Origin of the sequence: Paenibacillus sp. FSL M7-0896 (genome assembly GCF_037975415.1) — a bacterium.
Taxonomy (GTDB): Bacteria; Bacillota; Bacilli; order Paenibacillales; family Paenibacillaceae; genus Paenibacillus_AQ; species Paenibacillus_AQ silagei.
This window is the reverse complement of record NZ_CP150250.1, coordinates 4,924,574-4,945,569: the sequence shown is the minus strand read 5'-3', so window position 1 is coordinate 4,945,569 and position 20,996 is coordinate 4,924,574. Positions and strand designations below refer to the sequence as shown.

The 20,996-nt window shown below is 52.8% G+C and carries 16 protein-coding genes; 6 read left to right on the top strand and 10 right to left on the bottom strand.

The window, feature by feature from the left end:
• Window positions 1–91: 91 nt before the first annotated feature.
• The 4 genes from MKY12_RS21320 to MKY12_RS21305 form a co-directional block, all read right to left on the bottom strand.
• On the bottom strand, window positions 92–835 hold the full coding sequence (locus MKY12_RS21320; protein ID WP_339249868.1) for an amino acid ABC transporter ATP-binding protein: 744 nt from the start codon (window positions 833–835) through the stop codon (window positions 92–94).
• A gap of 15 nt (window positions 836–850) precedes the next feature.
• Window positions 851–1,510: an amino acid ABC transporter permease gene (locus MKY12_RS21315; RefSeq protein WP_209984930.1), complete on the bottom strand. Its 660-nt coding sequence runs from the start codon at window positions 1,508–1,510 to the stop codon at window positions 851–853.
• A 14-nt stretch (window positions 1,511–1,524) separates the two neighbouring features.
• Complete coding sequence (locus tag MKY12_RS21310; protein ID WP_339310673.1) at window positions 1,525–2,301, bottom strand: amino acid ABC transporter substrate-binding protein; 777 nt, start codon at window positions 2,299–2,301, stop codon at window positions 1,525–1,527.
• 307 nt (window positions 2,302–2,608) lie between these two features.
• Complete coding sequence (locus MKY12_RS21305) at window positions 2,609–3,292, bottom strand: pectate lyase (protein WP_209985194.1); 684 nt, start codon at window positions 3,290–3,292, stop codon at window positions 2,609–2,611.
• A gap of 238 nt (window positions 3,293–3,530) precedes the next feature.
• Between MKY12_RS21305 and MKY12_RS21300 the strand changes: the two genes are divergently transcribed.
• Entirely contained in the window at window positions 3,531–4,211 is a 681-nt protein-coding gene (locus MKY12_RS21300; protein ID WP_339219230.1) for a GDSL-type esterase/lipase family protein, read from the top strand.
• 82 nt (window positions 4,212–4,293) lie between these two features.
• Here the strand turns inward: MKY12_RS21300 and MKY12_RS21295 are convergent, their stop codons facing one another.
• The 6 genes from MKY12_RS21295 to MKY12_RS21270 form a co-directional block, all read right to left on the bottom strand.
• On the bottom strand, window positions 4,294–5,715 hold the full coding sequence (locus MKY12_RS21295; RefSeq protein WP_339310671.1) for a collagen-like protein: 1,422 nt from the start codon (window positions 5,713–5,715) through the stop codon (window positions 4,294–4,296).
• A gap of 215 nt (window positions 5,716–5,930) precedes the next feature.
• Window positions 5,931–6,977 carry a glycosyltransferase family 2 protein gene (locus tag MKY12_RS21290; RefSeq protein ID WP_339219226.1) on the bottom strand — a complete coding sequence of 349 codons (1,047 nt, stop codon included), beginning with the start codon at window positions 6,975–6,977 and terminating at the stop codon, window positions 5,931–5,933.
• A gap of 16 nt (window positions 6,978–6,993) precedes the next feature.
• Entirely contained in the window at window positions 6,994–9,453 is a 2,460-nt protein-coding gene (locus MKY12_RS21285; protein ID WP_339310669.1) for a collagen-like protein, read from the bottom strand.
• Window positions 9,454–9,628: 175 nt separating this feature from the next.
• Complete coding sequence (locus MKY12_RS21280) at window positions 9,629–10,828, bottom strand: MFS transporter (protein ID WP_339314941.1); 1,200 nt, start codon at window positions 10,826–10,828, stop codon at window positions 9,629–9,631.
• A 252-nt stretch (window positions 10,829–11,080) separates the two neighbouring features.
• Entirely contained in the window at window positions 11,081–12,529 is a 1,449-nt protein-coding gene (locus MKY12_RS21275; RefSeq protein WP_339310667.1) for a hypothetical protein, read from the bottom strand.
• 183 nt (window positions 12,530–12,712) lie between these two features.
• On the bottom strand, window positions 12,713–13,591 hold the full coding sequence (locus MKY12_RS21270) for an AraC family transcriptional regulator (protein WP_339314939.1): 879 nt from the start codon (window positions 13,589–13,591) through the stop codon (window positions 12,713–12,715).
• A 174-nt stretch (window positions 13,592–13,765) separates the two neighbouring features.
• On the opposite strand from MKY12_RS21270, the gene MKY12_RS21265 reads away from it, so the two are divergent.
• From MKY12_RS21265 to treR, 5 genes are all read left to right on the top strand, one after another.
• A complete protein-coding gene (locus MKY12_RS21265; protein WP_339310665.1) occupies window positions 13,766–14,425 on the top strand; it encodes a ThuA domain-containing protein in 660 nt (219 codons plus the stop codon).
• A gap of 24 nt (window positions 14,426–14,449) precedes the next feature.
• A complete protein-coding gene (locus tag MKY12_RS21260) occupies window positions 14,450–15,553 on the top strand; it encodes a Gfo/Idh/MocA family oxidoreductase (protein ID WP_339249850.1) in 1,104 nt (367 codons plus the stop codon).
• A gap of 773 nt (window positions 15,554–16,326) precedes the next feature.
• Complete coding sequence (gene treC / locus MKY12_RS21255; RefSeq protein ID WP_339249848.1) at window positions 16,327–18,051, top strand: alpha,alpha-phosphotrehalase; 1,725 nt, start codon at window positions 16,327–16,329, stop codon at window positions 18,049–18,051.
• Between the two features lie 101 nt (window positions 18,052–18,152).
• Entirely contained in the window at window positions 18,153–20,138 is a 1,986-nt protein-coding gene (gene treP / locus MKY12_RS21250) for a PTS system trehalose-specific EIIBC component (protein WP_036731549.1), read from the top strand.
• A gap of 128 nt (window positions 20,139–20,266) precedes the next feature.
• Window positions 20,267–20,986 carry a trehalose operon repressor gene (gene treR / locus MKY12_RS21245; RefSeq protein ID WP_036731551.1) on the top strand — a complete coding sequence of 240 codons (720 nt, stop codon included), beginning with the start codon at window positions 20,267–20,269 and terminating at the stop codon, window positions 20,984–20,986.
• Window positions 20,987–20,996 lie beyond the last annotated feature (10 nt).

Below are 20,996 nucleotides of genomic sequence, written 5' to 3'. Positions count from 1 at the left end.
TGGGCGAGGGCACACGGAGCAAATGTAATCGAAAAACCGATCACATTGTGCTCGCGAGAAGACACGTGGGCGGATGTATGCGGAAGTAAGCCTACTCCCGCATCAAAAACGTCCGCGTCCGCTCCAGCTTCGGGCTGCCGAAGATCTCCTCCGGTGTGCCGGATTCGGCAATGTCCCCGTTGTCCATGAAGAACACGCGGTCGGCGACATCGCGGGCGAAGCTCATCTCATGGGTGACGATCATCATCGTCATGTTCTCCTCGGCGAGCTGGCGGATGACGCGCAGCACTTCGCCAGTTAATTCAGGATCAAGCGCCGAGGTCGGCTCGTCGAACAGGAGAATATCCGGGCTCAGCATCATCGCTCTGGCGATGGCAACCCGCTGCTTCTGCCCGCCGGATAGCGTGGAGGGATAGACGTCGGCTTTGTCGGCCAGGCCTACCTTCGAGAGAAGCTCACGGCTCTTGGCCGTAATCTGCTGCACACTCTCCCGCTTCAGGGTGCGCGGGGCAAGCTCCAGGTTGTCCTGCACACTGAGATGCGGAAAAAGATTAAAATGCTGAAACACCATCCCCATCCTTGAGGTGATGTCTCTAATTGCCGCCGTACTGGCGTAGCGTCCGTTCTCAACCAGCGTTTTGTCGCAGATTGAGATGCTGCCCCCGGTGACCTCCTCCAGATGCACGAGACTGCGCAGCATAGTGCTTTTGCCGGAGCCCGAGGGTCCGATCACCGCAACGACTTCGCCGGGCTTCACGTCAAAGCTAATCTGGTTCAGCACACTGAGGCTGCCGAAGTCTTTCTTCAATTGACGTACTTCAATCATGCTACTCATAGCGATACAGCCCTTCTACTCAAATTTGAAACGTTTCTCCAGCAGCTTGAAGAACAAGGTCAGCACCAGTGTCATCAGCAAATAAATGACGCCCGCTACGACAAAAGGAGTGACGGTAAAATCACGGTTCACCGCCGTCTTGGCGAAATTCAGCAGCTCCGGTACGGCCACGGCATACAGCAGAGCGGTATCCTTGACCAGTGTAATCGACTCATTGGCAACCGCAGGCAGCGCCACGCGGAACATCTGGGCAAGAATGACCTTGCGCAGCGTCTGCCACCGGCTAAGCCCGAGCACCTTGGCCGCCTCATGCTGACCTTTATCGATTGAGAGCAGCCCGCCCCGGAAGATCTCGGCGAAATAAGCGCCGTAATTCAGAATAAAGCCCAGGCTGGCCGCTACAAAACGGTCCATAACCAGATATTGCCCGATTACAGGAATCTGCGGCAAACCGAAGCAGAAGAAGAACAATTGCAGCAAGAGCGGCGTTCCGCGCATGACGTAAATATAAGCGTGTGCGATCCAGGCCAGCGGCTTTAGCGTGCTTTTGGCCATCAGAGTGACCACCATCCCGAGCGGAATGGACAGCACGATCACGATCAGGAACAGCAGCACCGTGGTCCGGGCGCCTTCCAGCATCGGTCCGGAAATTCTAATAATATAATCGATATCCATGGCTTAACCGGCTCCTAGTTCAATACTTTGTTCTCTCCGAACCACTTGGTTGAGATCTCGGCGGCTGTTCCGTCACTGCTTAGTTCATCCAGCGCCTTCTGCAGCTCATTGAGCAGAGCTTCATTGCCTTTCTTAATCCCGATGCCATATTGCTCAGGGGCCAATGATTCTTCCATCAGCTTGTACGTATCCGGCTCCTTGGCTATGTAATATCTGGCGACAACCTCATCGATGACCACCCCGTCCAGACGGCCCGACTTGAGGTCGGTCAGCGCCAGCACATTGTCGGTGAATTCAGACACGCCGCCAAGCTCCGCCTTGATCGGACTGGCATCCAGGGCATCGGCGGCAGAGGAGAGGCTTTGCAATCCGACTTCTTTGCCGGCCAGATCCTTAAGCGCAGACAGCGATGAACCCGCCAGCACGACTACCACCTGGCTATTCTCCAGATAAGGCTTGGTGAACAGTACCTTCTCCTTGCGCTCGTCCGTGATGGTGTATCCGTTCCAGATCATATCGATGCGCCCGCTGTTCAGCTCGGATTCCTTGGCGGACCAGTCAATCGGCTGGAAGGTAACCTCCTTGCCCATCTTCTTGACAGCCGCTCGCGCATAGTCAATATCGAAGCCGACAAGCTCATTGTCATCATCCCGGAAGCCCATCGGGGCGAACTTGTCGTCTATGCCGATCACCAGCTTACCGTCCTTGCCGCCTGAACCGGACCCTGAGCAGCCTGTAATTAGTACAATAGCCATGATGGTTAATAGAACCCATATTCCCTGTCTCTTCATCTCTCTAATCCCCCTAGTAGATTGCCTGCCGCATCGGTTGCTTTAGTTCGTTAATACGTTATCAGTGTATCATAATAACATATCATGTGAGTTCATGTCGATAGAGTTGAGAAAGGCAGATGTGTCCAAAATAAATCTATTCCTCCGTCCCGGATATTATCGTGTTCATGTGTGCCTGGCCGTCCGTCTGAACTGAAACCGCCTCCATCCCAGCGGAGCCGGAAATGGAGGCGGTTACTGTTAAAGGTGGTCTGCTGCAGGAATCAGACTGGTGTATTCACACTAGCTTCCCTGACTTTATTTTATCTCAATATTGCGTGTTGCCCGATTGGCTGGTCTTACCCGAGGCAAAACCCTTGAACAGGGTAGGCACATTGCGGTAGCGGGTATTGGTGATCCGGGCGGCGCTGCTGCTGCTGTCTGTGCGGAAGATGGAATCCTTGACATTCGAGATATCCGAGTTGTCCAGGGTGAAGTTCACGGCATAGGAGGTGCCGCCGTTCTGGCGGGCCAGCTTGCCGATGTCATTCGCTTTGAAATTCTTGATGTTGATCGTGCCCGCAGCGTTCGCCTGGAACACTTTATCGTAGGCTTTGTACGCACCTCCGCCTGTAATATTGACTGTGCCGGAGGCCTTCAGTGTCAGGGCATCCTCGCCGACATCCTGCCAGGTCACATTGGAGATGGTAGCATTCCCGTAACAGTGCACCCCGTCTGCGCCGGGAGCACCGATAATTACATTTTTGAGTGTAGCATTCTTTTCCAGCCGGAAGATGGGTTTCTGGTTCTCTGCCTGGCTGCCGTCTCCCAGCGTATTCGGATTGGCGACGAACGTTTGGCCATTGCCGTTATACGTCTCACCGGCCGGTACGACAATCGTCGAATTCACCACAATGGGCGTTGCGGCAGATACCTCGGGGGGACTGGCAACATAGAACGAAGACAACAATGCAACCGACAGGAGCAAGCCAACTACCTTTTTCAAAAACATTCCGCCCTTCAACTGTAGAATTAGGTCCGGCGCACCGGTCCCTTGCGGGCATACCAGCCAGATGTGCACCTCTGACAGCACCCGATATCTAACCTATTCAGAACACGTGTGCATAGAACATAAACCTTACATGAAGATCAATTTCCATATTTCTGACACAATTTGGGCGGGCTGCAAGCTGAGGGATAAAAGATAACAATGGTAGAATAACAGAGCAGCAGAAACGGAGGAGATTAGATTGAATCAGGAAGAGCTTGACGAGATGATGGAGATTCAGTGGCAGAGAGAGAAAGAGGAGAAGGTGAAGAAGTACAGCATCCTGAACACCTTGGCGCTAAAAGGGCAGACCGTACTGGCGGGCTCCTCGCTGATGGAGTTTTTTCCGGTAAATGAATTGCAGCAGACACTGGAGAAGCAGACGGCTATCTATAACCGCGGGATTGCGGGCTATGTGACCCGGGAATTGCTCGAAGCGCTGGAGGTATGTGTGCTTGCGCTTGCGCCTTCGAGGCTGTTCATTAATATAGGCACCAACGACATCAGCTCAGCGGATGGGGAGTATGAGCTCGGGAAGCTGCTTGCGAATTACAATGAGATTCTGACCCGGATTAGAGAGAGGCTGCCGGAGTGCAAGGTGTACGTCATGGCGTATTATCCGGTGAATGCCAAGGCCGACTTCCCCGGAATGGATGAGGAGATGCGAGAGAATTACTTCAGAACGAGAACCAATGCGGCGCTGCTGGAAGCGAACCGTGCCGTGGAGGAACTGTCGCTCAGGCACGGATATGAGTTCATTAATGTGAATGAGGGACTGACCGACGCGGAAGGGAATCTGAAGGAAGAGTATACGATGGACGGTGTGCATATGTATGCTAACGGGTATGCGGTAGTGCTGGATAATCTTAAGGCATATTTGTAAAAAGGGAAGAGCGATGGCGCACGACCTGAAAAGGCAAAGGGGCGATCCTCCAAGAACGGAGAACCGCTCCTTTGCGTGTCCATTACATAATTTGAATGATACTTAAGTTGGACCAATCTGCATTGATATAATGACTAGTTAAAGTAGTCCCTGAACTAATATTGCAATTTAAGCTCAAGGTTTGAGTACCTGTACCGGTTTGCAATAATCCACTGCTGTTTAATGAGAGAGCTGTGGGGGTTGTTGGAGCACCAGTCGGAGCTGCGAATTTGTCGAGTGCGGACAAGTGTACCGCGTTGCCATTGAGGAATAGAAGAGCTTGTGCACCGGTAATATCAGCATTTCCGGGTGCATAAGTAATTCTGACTGTATAAGAAATAAAATATAAACTGTTAGGTGAAAGCGTAATTTGCGTATCGTTACCGGCATTAAATTGGATACCAGTTCCATTGATAAAATCTACAACAAATGGTGTCGCAGTTGGAGCTGGTGGCACTGTACCCGTTGGAGAAAACAGGGCATTATTATTAATGATGTTGACGCCCGTAGCACCGGTGAGACCAGTGGCACCAGTGAGTCCTGTAAGGCCGGTAACGCCGGTAACGCCGGTGAGTCCGGTGAGTCCGGTGAGTCCGGTGAGTCCGGTGACGCCCGTAGCCCCAGTATCACCCGTAGCCCCAGTATCACCCGTAGCGCCGGTTTCGCCCGTAGCGCCGGTTTCGCCCGTAGCGCCGGTTTCGCCTGTAGCCCCAGTATCACCCGTAGCGCCGGTTTCGCCTGTAGCCCCAGTTTCGCCCGTAGCGCCGGTTTCGCCTGTAAGGCCGGTAGCGCCAGTGCCCCCAGACCCTGTACCGGTTGGTCCAGTCATACCACGCGGCCCAGTCGTTCCCGTAGGTCCTGTACCTCCAGCTCCTGAACCAGTCGGCCCAGTCGCACCACGAGGCCCAGTCGTTCCCGTAGGTCCCGTACCCCCAGCTCCTGAACCAGTCGGCCCAGTCGCACCACCAGGCCCCGCCGTTCCTGTAGGTCCGGTGGCTCCAGTTGCTCCTGCCCCTGGCCCGGTCGGTCCCGTTACTCCGGGAGGGCCTTGTTGTCCAGCGGGTCCGGTTGGCCCTGTGGCTCCTGCCTGCCCGCCGTCCTGTTCTCCAAGCAGCTCTTCAGCGACCAAACGGTGTGCGGTTACCAGCGCACCTGCACTATTTTTGCCCCAGACCGAAATTTGAATTGGATCGCTCACACTAGTTGAATCATCAGGTGTAAGGAAATTAAACTCAAAACCATTAAAATCAGCGTAATAATTCTTTGTAATGACTTGATTTGCTTCAATGTTGAGTGCTTCGCTGACATACAAGACCCTTGTTCCAGCTTGTAGATAATAACCTTTAATGGTTACTGAGGAAGCCGAGCCACCACTGCTGTTAACAATTTTAATGGTAACCTGTTGAGTAGGCCTTACTCCGCTTACCGGATTATTCTCGATAGGTCCTGTTGATAAAAAGGCCAAGATTCTTCACTTCCTGTCCGTATATTTGGATTTCGTTCCAGCATACTTAACGTTTAATATAGTAATATTCTGACTTCACGGTTTGGTGCGGACTTAGGGGTTGAAACTGCAATATAGGGGAGATGGACAACAAAAAGAGACAGGTCCAGGAATAATTAAGCTTCCGGGATTGTCTCTATAGCTGTGTTAAGACTTAAACAGCCTTACACACAGCACTATCTTTTACTATAAAATTCAGCCCATTGCTGATGATGTAACGCCTGGGCCTTGTCACCTAGCGCCTGGTAGCATAGGGAGAGCTGTTGATGGGGAAGCCAGGTGTGGTAGACGTTATCAACAACAGACCAGTCGTATCGTTCACCCGGCGGGGACAAATAAGCCGAACGATACCAGAATATTGCAGCCTCCAGATTACCTGCTTTCAGGAAATGCTCTCCCATCCGGCAACTGAAGGCGGGGTAGGGCACATCCATGGACAGAGCTTCAAGCGTAAGTTCGAGTTCTTTCTCCGTCTGGCTGTTGTATACATAACAGGTTGCCAGCTTGTGAAGGATGAAAATTCTGTTCTCCAGAGTTATTTCAGGGTGATCCTTGCACAGCTCATAATAATGGATGGCTTGCTTATATTGCTTGCGGGAATGACATTCCCTGGCATAATTTAGCATATCAGATGTGCTGAAAGTGTAGCCTTTCGCCAAGTGGCGTTCATAGATGTCCATATTTCTGCTTGAGGAATTGCCACCTGAAGCGTTCACTACTTTAGTATGGGTAACAGTGATATCTGATTTTATAAAATGATACGTCTCATCTGTAGCTAAATCCTCATGTACGATGCCTTGCCAGATGAAACCTTTGGTACGCTTGAGTAGCCGCAGCCTCGTGGTATTACTGATGAGTTTCCGGCTGTTGTCCTGCGGAATTTCGTAATTCATGGAGACGGCGTCTATGTCTTCCGTGAGCGTGTTTTTTAAATGCTCCAACTTGACCTTGTCCTCGGGAGTCAAAATATCATCGGCATCCAGCCACAGAATATACTCCTGGGTAGCATATTTAAAGGATTCGTTCCGGGCAGCAGAGAAATCGTCAATCCACTCGAAATCGTAGATATGCTGCGTCCACTTCGCTGCAATCTCCTTGGTGCGGTCTGTGGAGCCGGTATCGACGATAATAATCTCATCGGGAATACCTTCAATGGAAGAGAGGCAATGATCCAGGTTCTGTTCTTCGTTCTTGACGATTAGACATAAACTGATTGATGCCATACCTTAACCTCCGCTGTTAAGACATAAACGGATCAATAACACTCCAGAGAGGGGTGTTACCAACCGGAATGGTAGCAAGCAACTTATTGGTATTCTGATCAATAACTGCAACATTATTAGACGCACCAATGCTTACATAGACCAGATTAGATTGTACACTGTTCCGCAATAAGGTGATGAATGGATTCACGGCAGGAGAGTCTTGATTGGTACCTGCTGTTATCGTGCCGATGACGGCATATGGAGCATTTCCGTCTATGACGCTAACATAATCTCTACTGTAATTGGATATATAGAAGCGGTTAGTCAGCAAATTCCCGGCAATATTAGAACAATTCCGTCCAACAGTAATTGTTCCTATAATGGCATGTGTATTCGAGTTAATAACATTCACAATGCCGGGGTCTGCATAATTGGCTACCCACAGCTGGTCACGCAGGGGATCGATTATAATTCCATGAGGTCTGCCGGTACTAGGGAGAGAGAATGTCGTAACAACTGTATTGTTGTTTCCATCAATAACTGAAACATAGTCACCCGCAATATAAATTCTATTGTTCAGTGGATTGATATCAATCTGAACAGGAAAAGATGTGACATTAGCGATGGTTGTGACCTGACTTGTGGTAATATCTATTTGCCAAATATTATTTGATGCAGCTTGGGAATTAGCCACATATAGCGTATTCGTAAGCGTGTCAATTGCCATCCCTCGCGGCTGTCCTCCAACAGGATAAGTTGCTGTGATCTGGTTCATAATTTCGTCATATTGAATAATGTTGGTGGCGTTAGAGTAATAAAGAAGATGACGCTGAGTATCTATAGTCGCACTTCCGTAGTACGTGCTTGTAATTGCAAAGCTTGTAACGATTTCGTTCGTTAAGGCGTTAATAACAGACACATATTTATTAGTCCCATTAGATCCTACATACAACATTGGAGGATGCATGGTTCCTGAGACACCGGTGAGTCCCGTAGCACCGGTGAGTCCCGTGACGCCGGTGAGTCCGGTGACGCCGGTAAGGCCAGTGACACCGGTGAGTCCGGTGACGCCAGTGAGCCCCGTAGCCCCGGTCTCCCCAGTGAGGCCTGTAGCGCCGGTCTCTCCAGTGAGGCCTGTAGCGCCGATCTCTCCAGTGAGGCCTGTAGCGCCGGTCTCTCCAGTGAGCCCCGTAGCGCCGGTCTCTCCAGTGAGCCCCGTAGCCCCGGTCTCCCCAGTGAGGCCTGTAGCGCCGGTCTCCCCAGTGAGGCCTGTAGCGCCGGTCTCTCCAGTGAGCCCCGTAGCGCCGGTCTCCCCAGTGAGGCCTGTAGCGCCGGTCTCTCCAGTGAGCCCCGTAGCCCCGGTCTCCCCAGTGAGGCCTGTAGCGCCGGTCTCTCCAGTGAGCCCCGTAGCGCCGGTCTCCCCAGTGAGGCCTGTAGCGCCGGTCTCTCCAGTGAGCCCCGTAGCCCCGGTCTCCCCAGTGAGGCCTGTAGCGCCGGTCTCTCCAGTGAGTCCCGTAGCCCCGGTCTCCCCAGTGAGGCCTGTAGCGCCGGTCTCTCCAGTGAGTCCCGTAGCCCCGGTCTCCCCAGTGAGGCCTGTAGCGCCGGTCTCTCCAGTGAGTCCCGTAGCGCCGGTCTCTCCAGTGAGTCCCGTAGCGCCGGTCTCGCCAGTGAGTCCCGTAGCGCCGGTCTCTCCAGTGAGTCCCGTAGCGCCGGTCTCGCCGGTGAGGCCTGTAGCGCCGGTCTCTCCGGTGGATCCAGTGAAGCCTGTAAAACCAGTAGCTCCCGTGGTTCCAGCCCCTGTCGGGCCTGTGGGTCCTTGTTCACCGATGGGAATCCATGGCCCGTAGTTGTTACCGCCATCCTGGCTGCTGCGGTAATAGAGCGCTGGATTGGAAATATAGAGCTGCTGTACGAAGTCGCCGACGCGAGAGATATAAATCGTCCAGACAGCGGGGTGAGGCAGAGGTGGTTCTCCTGGGGCTGGCGGGCCGTCCTGGGGTGACGGACCGCCCGAGTTACCCGAGCTGTAAACGCCGGGCTGGTTGAAATCTTTCAGCCAACTTCCGGAAAATTCCTTATTGTTAATAGGGAAGACACCGTCTTCCGCATCAAGTACGACATCTCCGGTCTGGCCGTTAACGCTGGTGACGGCCCCGGCAGGCCCGGTAACACCTGTAGGTCCGGTAGGTCCATACAGTGTTTGAAGATTAGCAGCGGTTGTCAGTCTGGAATCCAGCAGCATTTCCTGGCGTGAAATGGTATTCAGCATGGCTCGCGTACTATCATTTACTTCAAGGATCTGAGCGAGTGTGGCAGGTGGACCGGTGAGCCCTGGCAATGTACCCAGAGCGAACTGGATTTTCTCACCTTCTGCATTTAGAATATGGGCTAATCCAAGTTCTTCCATGGCAATGGAAGAGAATAGCAAACTAACGACATCATCCCTTGATAATGTGACTGAGGGCGTGATGTTTGGGATATTGGGATTGGACATGAGGCACCTCCTTAGGATTAGGGCACTATTCAATATATGCGCAGCGTTTCTTGCGGAAACGTATAGTGGCCTACTCTTGGGGTTGGTGACATTTGATATAAATGCATATAAAAGAAAGTAACGGCCCTTCGCGGAGACTCTCCTTTGCAGGGCCATTACTCTCTTTATAAATCTATCAGATCAATTCCCGCCGCCGCTTCAAATACACATACAGCGCGATGCCCGACACGGAGCACACCGCTGCGCATAAGCCAATGAAGCCATACCCCGCCTGAAGACCGCGCAGCAGGCCAAGCTCTGAAGTGCTGCCGTATACTCCTTTGACGGTCTCAATGACCCAGCCGATGATGTAATTGCCGATGACGCTTCCCAGACCCATCAAAGTGACGACAAAGGTAATGGCTGTATCGCTTCCGTTCGGATAACGGCGGGCAATAAAAGCCATCACGGTAGGATAGATAATAGCAATTCCGGCCCCGGATATGGCGAACAGAAAGGCAAGACTCTCTCCGCCGACCAGCGCGAGGAAGGTACAAACCGCCGAGAAGCAGGAGAAGATAATCAGCGAGAGTACGAAGCCGATCTTGTCTGTCAGCGGGCCGATCAGGAGCCTTCCCAGCGAGAAGAGCAGGAAGAAGGCCGACAATAAGCCGGAAGCGCGGACGGTATCCCAGGCATAGGCTTTTTCCAGAAAATTAACCAGCCAGCCGCCCACGGCCAGCTCTGAGACAACACCGAACGACAGAATCATCACCATCATCCAGAGCGCGGGATCACGCATCAGGGTACGGAAGGAGGTACGGTCCTCATTCGGCAGATCATCACCGGGAAACGTGCTGCGCAGCGCTGACAGGATCGGCAGCAGACACAGCGACAGCATAACCAGATACATCCCCCGCCAGTCCAGCGTATGCCCGAGTATGCTCAGCGACATCACCCCGGTAGCCAATAGAGGTGCAACGGTCGAGCTTAATCCATAGAAAAAATGGGACAAGTTCATCATCATACCCGTGTTTTTGACGAAAATACGCGCCCCCAGAATCGCCAGTCCAATCTCCAGCATCCCGTTCCCGATGTACATCAGGAAGTAAGAGGAAGCGAATAGCGGATAGCTGTGCGAGAGGAAGATCAGCACGCCCGAGATCACCATCGAGGCGAACGAAATAATGGTGACTGCCTTGATGCCCCATTTGCGGACAAGGATGGCAGTGAAGGAGCAGGCGATCAGATAGCCAAGCGCATTCAGGGAGAGCAGCGTGCCGAGCTGTCCTTCATTAAGGTTGAAGGCGAGCTGAATCCGCGGGATAGCGGGCCCTTTAATATTCTCCGAGATGCCAAAGACGACAAAGCCCAGGAAGATAGTGACAAGTTGCATGATATAAACGGTATTGCGTTTGCTTGCAGAGTTGCGGGACTGAGCTTTCAAGGTAAATTGCCTCCTGGAAGATTGCGTGTTGGAATACGTGTATTGTAGTTATTTTACGGTGAAAGGGCAAGGGTTACTTGTTCAATCTCCCTACATAAAGAAAGCCCGCACAGGCAGGGGATGATAACTTTCCTGCGTTGTACGAGCATTTGGAGGAATTGGACCGGTTGAACCGCCTTTGCTCATTTTTTAGCCCTACATTTAAGAGATTCTAAATATGCTTACATTACTGTAAGTATCAGATTGTCCTGTGATTTGCAAGGTTAATCCCGTAATTCCTTGTGCTAAGACTGGGAAAATAAGCTCTGAGTCGGCCGTGGTTACATTTATCAGACCACTGGCCGCCAGCGCCAAGCCGCCAGGTCCTGTAGTTCCTCCGTCTGCTTTATACAGATAAGAGGGGAAGGGAGTAATTGTACCGTTCAAGGTAGGTAAAACAGTTATAATATCAGCACTTGCAGAGGTATCACTAATGTACAATCGAATGTTGTAGGCAACAAAATAAATGCCTGTTTCTGGTATCACTATACTTTGGTTACCGCCGGTACCTCCAAGGGTAATCCCCTGAGCAAATACCGTATTGAACGGGATATTAACCGTGGTGTTATTAGTTACTGTTGTGTTATTGACCGGAACAAATCGTCCATGAGTGGCCAATATATTCGGCCCTGTGATTCCAGTAGCCCCAGTGAGGCCAGTAGCGCCGGTAAGGCCGGTAGCCCCAGTGAATCCGGTGGTTCCGGTGACTCCGGTAAGGCCGGTAGCACCAGTGACTCCGGTGACTCCGGTGACTCCGGTAAGGCCGGTAGCCCCAGTGAATCCGGTAGTTCCGGTGACTCCGGTAAGGCCGGTAGCACCAGTGAATCCGGTAGTTCCGGTGACTCCGGTAAGGCCGGTAGCACCAGTGACTCCGGTGACTCCGGTCGGCCCTGTTGCCCCTTCTCCTGGACCAGTAGGTCCTGTCACTCCGGTCGGCCCTGTTGCCCCTTCTCCTGGACCAGTAGGTCCTGTCACTCCGGTCGGCCCTGTTGCCCCTCCCCCAGGCCCCGTAGGTCCTGTCACTCCGGTTGGCCCCGTGGCCCCTCCCCCTGGACCGGTAGGTCCTGTCACTCCGGCTGGCCCCGTAGCCCCTCCCCCTGGACCGGTAGGTCCGGTGACTCCGGTTGGCCCTGTTGCCCCTCCCCCAGGCCCCGTAGGTCCGGTGACTCCGGTTGGCCCCGTGGCCCCTCCCCCTGGACCGGTAGGTCCGGTCACTCCGGTTGGCCCCGTGGTCCCTCCACCGTTATGTTCTCCAAGCAGTTCTTCAGATACTAAGCGGTGAGCGGTGACCAGTTGACCAGTACTACTCTTGCCCCACACCGAAATTTGAACGACATTGCTCAACTCAGTCACACTATCAGATGTAACAAATATAAATTCAAAACCATTAAAATCAGCATAATAATTCTTCGTAATGACTTGATTTGCTGCAAGCTGGACAACTTCGCTAACGTACAAGACCCTTGTTCCCGCATTTAGATAATATCCCTGAATAGATACAGAGAACGCCGAGCTCACGCTGCGATTATCGATTTTAACGGTAACCTGCTGAGTAGGCCTCACTCCGCTAACCGGGTTATTTTCGATCGGTCCTGTTGATAAAAAGGCCATTGCCTTATCACTTCCTGTTCGTATAATTGAATTTCGTTCCATCAGCAGCACACTTAATGATTAATATAGTAATATTCAGACTTACTGGTTTGGTGTGGACTTAGGAAGCCCCATATAACCGCAAAAAACCCGCAAGGATACTCTCCTGTGCAGGCTGTTACTTTTTCTTTAGCCTATTTCAAGTTACCGCAGCTCGCTCGGTGTCCGCTGCTTGACCTGCTTGAACACACGGTTGAAGGTGCGGATATTGGTGAAGCCGCATTCCAGCGCGATATCCAGGATACTTTTGTCCGTATTAAGCAGCAGCCGCTCCGCCTGGTTGACGCGGATGCTATTCAGGTAGGCGACGTAGCTCATGCCTGAGATGCTTTTGAAGAAGCGGGAGAAGTAGAACAGACTCATATTGGCGTGACGGGCGGCATCGGCCAGGGTGATGGGGTGCATGTAATGGACATCCAGGTACTCCAGCACCTCCTGCATAATCTTCATATTGGTAATGCGCCGCTTATCCTTGTGCGGATTGACGATATCCAGCGGCATCTGCCGCAGAATGAGCGCACACAGCTCGTGCAGGAGGCCGGTCACCAGCTGTTCGTGATGCGGAAGCTTCTCCAGATGCTCCTTAAGCAGCTCCTGCATAATCGCGGGCAGCCGGGGGTTGCCTTCAACCGGGTCAGATTGGGTCTTGTCCACAAAAGGGGAGGTAAGCCGCATATTCAGCGGCCAGCCCGCAGGAAACCCGATCAGTGAAGGATTGAAAATCACCAGCAGCAGCTTGGACTCGCTGTTCTTGCTGTCATAATAATGAATATCTCCGCTGCTGCATACGGCCAGATCTCCTGCGGTCAGCACCCGAGTCTCGGAGTTGATCCCCATCCGGATCGAACCCTCCAGTACATAGACAATCTCCAGATCATGGTGCCAGTGGGCCAGGAAATCGATATTGCGGCTCACAAAGGCAGTGAAGGGGAACGCTGTTCCATACGTCCGGTTCTCGTGAAAAGCTCTCATGGTTACTCCTGTTCTCGTCCTTCCCGGATTTTCAGCAGGAAGCGGTTTCAGTGATTAGATGCTTTGTGCATAATGTAGTCTTAAATTTAGCAAAAAATGACCATTCCCACAAGCAAAATGACGAGCAAGAAGGCTCGTAATGGATTACAATTTCTTCAGGAAGACCTGATCTGAATCAATCTATAACCCAAACTTGGATAAATAGGACAAAAAGGAGGGCTTGATATGGCAAAGAAGGCATTGATTGTAAAAGGTGGATGGGACGGGCATGAACCGAATGAGGTAGGGGCGCTTTTTGCAGATATCCTTACGAATGAAGGCTTCGAGGTTGAAGTCTCTGATACGCTGGACAGCTTCAATGATGCGGAGGCGCTGAAGGCGCTGAACCTGATTGTACCGGTGTGGACCATGGGCGAAATCAAGGGGGAGCAGTGCTCGGCGGTTCTGGCGGCTGTGGCTTCCGGCGTAGGCATCGCGGGCTGTCACGGCGGGATGTGCGATTCCTTCCGGACCAATACGGAATGGCAATTTTTGACCGGGTCGCAATGGGTGGCGCATCCCTTCAACGATGGAGTGGATTATGAAGTGAACATCGTGAAATCCGGCTCCAGCCCGATTGTGGAAGGTATGCAGGACTTCATGGTGAAGTCTGAGCAGTATTATCTGCATGTCGATCCGGCGGTGAATGTACTGGCTACCACCACTTTTGGAATAAGCGAAGGCGAGCATTCGGCCAATGGTGTGATCACGATGCCGGTGGTCTATACGAAGAAATGGGGCCAGGGCAAGGTATTCTATAACGCGCTTGGACATCATGCGGATGTGTTCGATATCCCGGAGGCCAAGGAACTGATGCGCCGGGGCTTCTTGTGGGCAGCTAAATAAACGAAGGACAAGGTGGGATACAGCGTGCGTAAAGTTAAAGTTGGGATTGTTGGCTGCGGGAATATCAGCGGCATTTATTTTGAAAATTTGACCGGAACCTTCAAGAATACGGAAGTCTACGCCTGTTCGGATCTTAATCTGGAGCGGGCGCAGCAGGCGGCAGAGCAGTACGGAGTGCCGAATGTCTGGACAACAGCGGAGCTGCTGGCTTCGGATGAGATTGAGATTGTTGTGAATCTGACGACGCCAAATTATCACTTCGAGGTGTGTAAGCAGGCGCTGCTCGCAGGCAAGCATGTCTATGTGGAGAAGCCGCTGTCGTTGTCGCTTGAGAACGGAACCGAGCTGGTCGCATTGGCAAAAGAAAAGAATCTGTTCATCGGCTGCGCACCGGACACCTTCCTTGGGGGTGGTCTGCAGACCTGCGCGAAGCTGATCGCGGACGGCTACATCGGAGAGCCGGTGGCGGCGACGGCCTTCATGCTCTGCCACGGGCATGAGAGCTGGCACCCGGACCCTGAATTCTACTATCAGGCCGGAGGCGGCCCGATGTTCGATATGGGCCCGTATTATCTGACGGCTCTGGTATCCTTGCTGGGCCCAGCAACTACGGTATGCGGCATGACAAAGACCTCGTTCCCTACCCGGACGATCACGAGTGAGAAGAAGTTCGGCAAGGTAGTCGAGGTTGAAGTACCTACACATGTGGCCGGAACAATCCAGTTCGCCAGCGGTGCGGTTGCCACGATGATTACCAGCTTCGATGTCTGGCACAGCACACTGCCGCGCATCGAGATCTATGGCTCGCTGGGCACCCTGATTGTGCCGGACCCGAACACCTTCGGCGGCCCGATCCTCCTGCGTCCGGCGCATAGCTCCGAATTCAAGGAGATTCCGGTGGTCCATAGCTATGAGGGCAACAGCCGGGGCATCGGCGTGGCGGATATGGCCCGCTGCATCGGAACTGGTGAAACCCCGCGCGCAAACGGCGAGCTGGCGAATCATGTGCTGGAGATCATGCACGCCTTCCACACCAGCTCCGATTCGAAGCGCTATGCCGAGCTGACCACCACCTGCGAGCAGCCGAAGCTGCTGCCGCTGGGACTGATTAAGGGATATTTGGAATAATTAATAGTAAGAGAGATAAAAGAGGTACAGAAAGATACAGAGAGATTCAAAGAGGTATAAAGAGGTACAGTGAGGTAAAGAGGACTAGTAATAGGCAGCGTTCCTGTCTCCGGTATTCGGGGAGGGGCGCTGTTTTTTTATTGTTTAGGAAATTATGAGAGTGCACCCGATCTCACCTGACGCGTGCTAAATATGCTAATGAGGAGCACTAGTGCTCCTCATTATGCCGAATGCCGCCAGAAGTAGACGAATGGAGAAGGGGGAGGGCAATCTGCTGCGTCCCTCGCCGCGCCATCGCTCCGTTGCTGCTGCTTGAAGCAAGTGGAAAAAGGGCACTTGCTGTAATGCAGAATCACAAAAGTAGGAAAACGAGTGGAAAAAGTACATTTAATTCTGCCTGAAATGTCCAGAGGCAGGGAAATGGAACATAGTAGATGCTGTTTATCCAATTAAATGCCCTCCGAAGCCTATTTGACGAAATTTAAATGTACAATTTCCACCTACTACTTATACCCGCGAGCTTCCCGGCACCCACTATCTATCAACTACCCTACCCACCCACTATCTACCCACCCACCGACTATCTTCCCACTACCCATTTACTACTCCAACTACTAAATTACTAAATTACCCGTTAAATCATCTACTAGGCCAACCCATATTGACAACCTGTATATACAGGTTTACACTGTGTGAGGTGTTTGAACTTGTATATACAAGTGTAATGAATGACAATAAAGCGATTTTTGCTGAGGACAACACAGAAATTCTACATGGAGGTGCTAACTTTGAGCCAAGCCCGGCATTCAGAATGGTGGCGACGGTCTACCGTGTATCAGGTGTATCCGAAGAGCTTCAAGGATACGACAGGTAGCGGAACAGGAGATATAAGAGGCCTGACGGAGAAGTTGGATTATTTACAGGAGCTTGGCATTGATATTGTCTGGTTGCAGCCGGTGTATGTCTCGCCCGGCCATGATAACGGTTACGATGTGGCGGATTATGAGCGGATCAACCCGGAATTCGGTACGATGGCGGACTTCGACGAGCTGGTAGCGGAGCTGCACCGGCGCGGCATGAAGCTGATGACGGATATCGTAGTCAACCATACCTCGACAGAACATGAGTGGTTCAAGCAGGCGGTCTCCAGCCGGGAGAATCCCTACCGCGATTATTATATCTGGAAGGACCCGGGGCCAGGCGGGGGAGTACCGAACAACTGGCAGTCGAAGTTCGGCGGCCCGGCGTGGCAACTGGATGAAGCGTCAGGCCAATACTACCTTACCCTGTTCGACAAGACACAGGCAGATCTGAACTGGGAGAACGGACAGGTCCGCAGCGCGGTGAACGAGATGATGCTGTTCTGGGCCCGCAAAGGCGTAGACGGGTTCCGGATGGATGTCATCAACCTGATCTCCAAGGACCAGCGCTTCCCGGATGATGACGGAAGTGTGCCGCCCGGAGACGGGCGGAAGTACTATACAGACGGTCCACGGGTCCACGAATACATCCGGTCGATGTATGATGAGGTGTTTGGCTTGCATGAGCTGATTACGGTTGGCGAGATGTCCTCTACAACACTTGAACATTGCATCCGTTACTCCAATCCTGAGCGGCGGGAATTCTCAATGACGTTCAACTTCCACCATCTGAAGGTGGATTATCCAAACGGCCGGAAATGGGAGCTGATGCCTTATGATTTTGAGGCGCTGAAACGGCTGTTCTCGGAGTGGCAGACGGGGATGCAGGAGGGCGGGGGCTGGAACGCTTTATTTTTCAACAATCACGATCAGCCTCGCGCCCTCTCCCGGTTCACAGACGACACGGCGTACCGCGAGGAGAGCGCCAAGCTGCTGGCAACCACCCTGCATGGACTTCAAGGCACGCCGTATGTCTATCAGGGAGAAGAGATCGGGATGCCGAATCCCAAGTGGAAGAGCATTGAGGAGTTCCGCGATATCGAGTCGCTGAATATGTACCGGATTCTGTGTGAGCAGGGGGCAAGCCCCGGGGAGGCTCTCGCTATCCTGCAGGAACGTTCAAGGGACAACTCCCGTACGCCGATGCAGTGGGATACAAGCGCGAATGCAGGCTTCACCACTGGTACTCCTTGGCTGAAGGTGGATGAACGTTACCCGGACATCAATGTGCAGAAGGAGCGGGAGCGGCCGGATTCGATCTTCCATCACTACCGCAAGCTGATCGCTCTGCGCAAGGCGCATGCGGTCTTCACCGACGGCATCTACCGCAGACTGGACGAAGGACATCCCGAGGTATTCGCTTATACACGGATGGGGGACGGCGAGGCGCTGGTGGTGGTCTCGAACTTCAGCGGCAAGGATGTCAGCTTCCGGCTCCCGGAGGAGCACTGGGCGGACTTAAATGTAGCCGGGAAGGACAGGCTTCTGCTTGCCAATACGGATGAGCATCCCTCACTGACTCAAGAGCTTCAGCTTAGTCCGTATGCTTCATACCTGTGGCTAATCAGCCGGGACTAAAGGAAGCTGGCCCTAGAGAAATGTACTTAAATATAGAAGCAACGCGCGCTAAGAGAAGCAACAACTGGTAAGCATTCATCAACTACGCGAGGAGTGACAATATGGCTATAGACCGCAAAAATGTTGAAGATATCGTCCGGGCGGTTGGAGGCAAGGAAAATATTGAGGTTGCAACGCATTGTGTTACCCGGCTGAGGTTCTCACTCTATGACGAGAGCAAGGTGGATTCGGCGGCGCTGGACCGCAACGACCTTGTGAAGGGACAATTCTCTTCCCAGGGACAATTCCAGATTGTTATCGGACCGGGAACAGTAGATAAAGTCTATGATGAGATGATTCAGCTGACCGGCGGTGCGCGTTCCTCCAAAGATGAGGTGAAATCAGCCGCTGCCCGCAAGCAGAACCCGCTTCAGCGGGCGATCAAGACGCTGGCCGATATTTTTATTCCCATTCTTCCGGCCATCGTAACTGCGGGTCTGTTGCTGGGGATCAATAACCTGCTGACCGGCCCTGGGATCTTCTTCAGCCAGTCACTGGTGGATGTCTATCCGCAGTGGAAGGATATTGCGGCGATTATCAATACGATTGCCAGTACGGCGTTTACCTTCTTGCCGGCTCTGATCGGCTGGGCGGCCGTGACCCGCTTCGGGGGCAGTCCGCTGCTCGGGATTGTGCTGGGTCTGATTCTGGTTCATCCAGACTTATTAAGTGCTTACAGCTATGCCAACGCTTCTACGGAAGGGACGGTTCCAACCTGGAATCTGTTCGGCTGGCATCTGGAGCGGATCGGTTATCAAGGGCAGGTCCTGCCGGTCCTGGTATCGGCCTATATTCTGGCCAGCATTGAGAAATTTCTGGATAAGCGGGTCCATGATTCGATCAAATTGCTCGTGGTCGCACCCGTGACTCTGCTGATTACAGGGTTCCTGGCCTTCACCATCATCGGACCGGTTACGTTCGGCATTGCGAATGCCATTACCTCCGGGCTGATCTATATTTTCGATCATTTCGCCATCCTCGGCGGCTTAATCTACGGCGGATTCTATTCGCTGCTGGTCATTACGGGCATGCATCACACCTTCCTGGCCGTGGATGTTCAGCTAATCGGCAGCGAAGGAGGCACGTTCCTCTGGCCGATGCTGGCGCTCTCCAACATTGCCCAGGGTGCGGCCGCACTGGCTATGATGTTCGTGATTAGAGAACAGAAGACGAAGGGGCTGGCTGTTACCTCCTCCGTCTCGGCTTTCCTTGGAGTCACCGAGCCGGCGATCTTCGGGGTGAATATCCGCTACCGCTATCCGTTCATCTTCGGAATGATCGGCTCCGCGATGGCCGGAGTGCTGCTGACCGTGAATCAGGTCCGGGCCACTTCCATTGGGGTAGGAGGGATTCCCGGCTTCCTGTCGATCTTCCCTAACCAGTGGGGCGTATTCTTCATCGGGATGGCGATCGTACTGATTGTGCCGTTTGTTGCCACGGTGCTGTATGGCCGGGCAGTTGTGCAGCGTGCAGCGAAAAGCCCGTCAGAGGCAACAGATCTGACGGATGCTAAGCCTGCGTCCAAAAGCGGGGAACTGAACAGCCGCAGCTCGGTTCAAGGCTCGCAGGAGCAGGAGCCCGTAAATATTCTGGAGCTGGCGTCGCCGCTCAGCGGAACGGCAGTGCCGCTTGCGCAGGTTCCTGATCCTGCATTTGCCGAGAAGCAGATGGGTGAAGGGATTGCCATTGAACCCGCCGAGGGTAAGGTGTATGCTCCGTTTGATGCTACAGTGGCCCATGTGATTAAGAGCAAGCATGCGCTGATTCTGGAGCATGCCAGCGGAGTCCAGGTGCTGATCCATGTCGGGATCAACACCGTGTCGCTCAAGGGCAGCGGCTTCACCACACGTGCCAATATCGGCGATAAAGTGAAGGCAGGCGAGCTTTTGCTGGAATTCGATATGGAGGCCATCCGCGCCGCAGGGTATCCATTAATCACTCCAATCATTATCCCCGCAGGGCAGGATATGGTGGAGCGGATTGAGGAGAAGACCGGACCGGCAACGGCGAAGCAGACAAGTATTCTGACGGTTCATCTGAAGGGTTGATCTGAGCGGATCAGGCATACAATATAAGGAATGGAGGACAGCCCTGCGGGGCTGTTTTTCTACAATTATAGAATTATATACTCTGTCCTGCAGCCAGGGCATGTTACAATATAGGGCGGTGATGATCGATGAGAGAGAATATATTTTTGCAGATCTATACGGAATATAGCAACCGTATTCATTCCGGCCAGCTTGCGCCCGGAAGCAAGCTGCCCTCCGAGAGTGAGCTGGCGGAGGCTTACCAGACTTCGCGGGAGACGGTGCGCAAGGCGCTGAATCTCCTGTTCCGTGAGGGCTATATCAACAAAATCAAAGGCAGGGGCTCCTTTGTGCTGGATATGACGCGGATGGATTTTCCCGTAACCGGACTGATCTCATTCCAGGAGCTGACAGGGACGCTCGGGGTTACCTCGCGGACACTGGTAGAGGAGACGGTCCTGGAGCCGGCAGGCTCTCTGCTGGCCCGGCAACTGCACATTACTGAAGAGACGCCGGTATGGAAGGTGATCCGCGCCAGAGAGATTGAAGCCGAACGGATTATTCTGGACAAGGACTATTTCCGCTCAGATATCGTCCCATTTCTGAGCAAGGAGATTGCAGAAGGCTCTATTTATGAATACCTGGAGTCTGAGCTGGGTCTTAAGATCAGTTATGCCAAAAAGCTGATTTCCGTTGAGCCCTCAACCGGGGAGGATCAGCGCCTGCTGGACCTGAAGCAATATACGCATATTGTCGTAGTGCGCAACTATGTGTATCTTGAGAATACCGTGCTGTTCCAATATACCGAGTCCCGGCACCGGCTGGACAAATTTCAGTTTGTGGATTTTGCCAGAAGGGTTAGGCGGTGAACGGTCAGGC